General features: G+C 71.3%; 3 protein-coding genes. 1 reads left to right on the forward strand and 2 read right to left on the reverse strand.

Going from position 1 to position 2,775, the window contains the following annotated elements:
* Window positions 1-315 precede the first annotated feature (315 nt).
* Both GTW67_RS11860 and GTW67_RS11865 read right to left on the reverse strand, forming a co-directional pair.
* A complete protein-coding gene (locus GTW67_RS11860; RefSeq protein ID WP_161164768.1) occupies window positions 316-897 on the reverse strand; it encodes an ATP-binding protein in 582 nt (193 codons plus the stop codon).
* Window positions 898-1,091: 194 nt separating this feature from the next.
* Window positions 1,092-1,469 carry an STAS domain-containing protein gene (locus tag GTW67_RS11865; protein WP_161164769.1) on the reverse strand — a complete coding sequence of 126 codons (378 nt, stop codon included), beginning with the start codon at window positions 1,467-1,469 and terminating at the stop codon, window positions 1,092-1,094.
* A gap of 240 nt (window positions 1,470-1,709) precedes the next feature.
* On the opposite strand from GTW67_RS11865, the gene GTW67_RS11870 reads away from it, so the two are divergent.
* Entirely contained in the window at window positions 1,710-2,636 is a 927-nt protein-coding gene (locus GTW67_RS11870) for an RNA polymerase sigma factor SigF (protein ID WP_161164770.1), read from the forward strand.
* The last annotated feature ends 139 nt before the right edge of the window (window positions 2,637-2,775 follow it).

Genomic DNA, 2,775 nt, shown 5'->3' on the forward strand with positions numbered 1-2,775 from the left:
GTGCCGCTGGGGCGGCACGGGTGGGCGCAGCGGCACCCCGGCAGCGCCGGGCCACGCGACCCACCCCCGCCCAGCAACCGCGCCGGGCACGGCACAGCCAGGTGGAGTTTCCCGCTTCTGGGGGCGGACAGGCACGCCGCAGCCCGCGCAGGGCGCGGTGGACGGACGACGGAACATGCCCGGTGAGTGTCCGGGCGTAGACGCGGGCCGAAGGCCCCGTCGGCGGGCGATCCGGGGGGCGGCATTACGCCGGCGCGCCGCGCGGTCCCCGCCGGGGCCGGGGCTTAGCCCCGACTACCCCGAAGACGGCACGCGCTATGCCGGTGCGCCCAGTTCCGCCCAGACGCGCTTGCCCGCGACCCCCGGGGTGCGGACGACGCCCCAGTCCAGGCACAGGCGCTGGACGATGAACATGCCGTGGCCGCCCGGGCGGCCGGCCCGGTGCGGGGTGCGCGGGGCCGGCTGGCCCGCGCCGCGGTCCGAGACCTCCAGCCGGATCACCTTCCGGTCGCAGGTGATCGACAGCTCGTCCGGCCCCTCCGCGTGCAGGCACGCGTTGGTGACCAGCTCGGAGACGACGAGCAGCACGTCCTCCGCGGCGGCCCGCTGGTCGGCGGTGGCGGACGGCAGCCAGCCCCACGCGTACAACGCCTGGCGGGTGAAGTCACGGGCGAGCGGGACGACACCGCTCTGGTCGTCGAAGGTCAGTCTGCGGACCTGACGGCCGCCCGCCACGGCCGCCGACGCGGGTGCGGATGCGGGCACACCGGTCCCAGGAGCGGGCGCGCCGCCTCCCCCGGGCTCACCGGACCCGGGTACGTCCCCCTCGGACGCCCCGGAAGCGCCGCTGGGCTCCGGACCGCGGTCGCCCGGCGAGTAGGGCCGGGTGGTGCTCATCAGCGCTTCACCTCACCGATTCACCAGTTCACGTTTCAAAGTCGTACACCGTCACAGTCACAGCACAGTCAGGATGTCTCCTGCCCGACCGGACCGGCTGAACACCCCTGTATTCGCCACGAAACACGGGACGGGGTGAAAACGCCGGCACCAGAGGCCGCACGAGACCCGTCGCCGCGCCCGAGGGCGACGGCTCAGTCGGACTCGTCCGACAGGGCCGCCTCAAGCGTGTCGTGGAGGGTGAAGACCGCTTCGGCCCCCGTGATCTCGAACACGCGCGCCACCACCGGCTGCATGGCCACGAGATGTACGCCACCCCCCGCGGCCTCCGCCTTCAGCCGCGCGCCGAGCAGGACGTTGAGTCCCGTGGAGTCGCAGAACTCCAGGCGCGAGCAGTCGACGACGAGCCGGTTGAATCCCTTGGCGAGGCATTCCTCCAGCGGCTCCCGCAACAGATCGGCGGTGTGGTGATCCAACTCACCCGCCGGTGTCACGACGGCACTGGGGCCCTCTTCCCGTACCTCGACCAGAAGCCGGCCCGACTGGGCACTGCCGACCGTCCCGCGGTCCATGCCGTTTCTCTCTCCCGAGGTCGTGACTGCCTGCTGACGCCCTCGAACCCTACGCCTTCCCGCGGCACTCCGACACCCGAACAACCGCACAGAAACGGACATACGCGCACAGAACACACTTGCGGTCGGCTCGGTAAACCCGGTAGGCCTAGTAGGAACACGTAACCGACACGGCCGGCTTTGGAGGCGCCGCACACCGCAGTGCACGAATTTGGCTTCGGCAGCCGTATGCCGAGAACGATGGAGGACATCATGTCACCCCGGCTCGACGGATCGCGTACCCAGGAAGCGACGTCGACACTCCCTCCGGAGCATCTGGATCCCATCGAGACCCACGACGCCGTCGTCGACCACGACGGCACACTCGCCGGGCTTCCGGACATTCCCGCGTACGACGAGGTGACTCCGGCGGACGCCCGAGCCCTCTCGAAGACCCTCTTCGAGCGGCTGGAGTCGCTGGACGAAGGCACCCGCGAGTACTCGTACGTGCGCAACACGCTCGTCGAGCTCAACCTCGCGCTGGTCAAGTTCGCCGCCTCCCGCTTCCGCTCGCGCAGCGAGCCGATGGAGGACATCATCCAGGTCGGCACGATCGGCCTGATCAAGGCGATCGATCGCTTCGAGATGTCGCGCGGTGTCGAGTTCCCCACGTTCGCGATGCCGACCATCATCGGCGAGATCAAGCGCTTCTTCCGCGACACCTCGTGGTCCGTGCGCGTCCCGCGCCGGCTCCAGGAGCTGCGGCTCGACCTGGCCAAGGCCGGTGACGAGCTGGCCCAGCGCCTGGACCGCGCCCCGACCGTGTCCGAACTGGCCGAGCACCTCGGCCTGTCCCGGGACGAGGTCGTCGAGGGCATGGCCGCCTCCAACGCCTACACCGCCTCCTCGCTGGACGCCCAGCCGGAGGAGGACGACGCGGAGGGCGCGCTCGCCGACCGCATCGGCTACGAGGACCACGGGCTCGAGGGCATCGAGTACGTCGAGTCGCTGAAGCCGCTGATCGCCGAACTGCCGCCCCGGGACCGCAAGATCCTGTCCCTGCGCTTCGTGGCGGGCATGACCCAGTCGGAGATCGGCGAGGAGCTCGGCATCTCCCAGATGCACGTCTCGCGTCTGCTGTCGCGGACGCTCGTACGGCTGCGCAAGGGGCTCACGGTGGAGGAGTAGTCCTCACCGGGTGACGCTTGCCCTCCAGGGGGGTGGTCCGAGGCCGGGCCGCCCCCCTTCGGGCTGTCCGGGGGCGGCCCCGGCGCGGCCCCGGCGCGCGTTCAGACCACGCGTACGCCGCGCCGCCAGACGCCGCTGA

The organism is Streptomyces sp. SID5910 (assembly GCF_009862125.1).
Classification (GTDB): domain Bacteria; phylum Actinomycetota; class Actinomycetes; order Streptomycetales; family Streptomycetaceae; genus Streptomyces.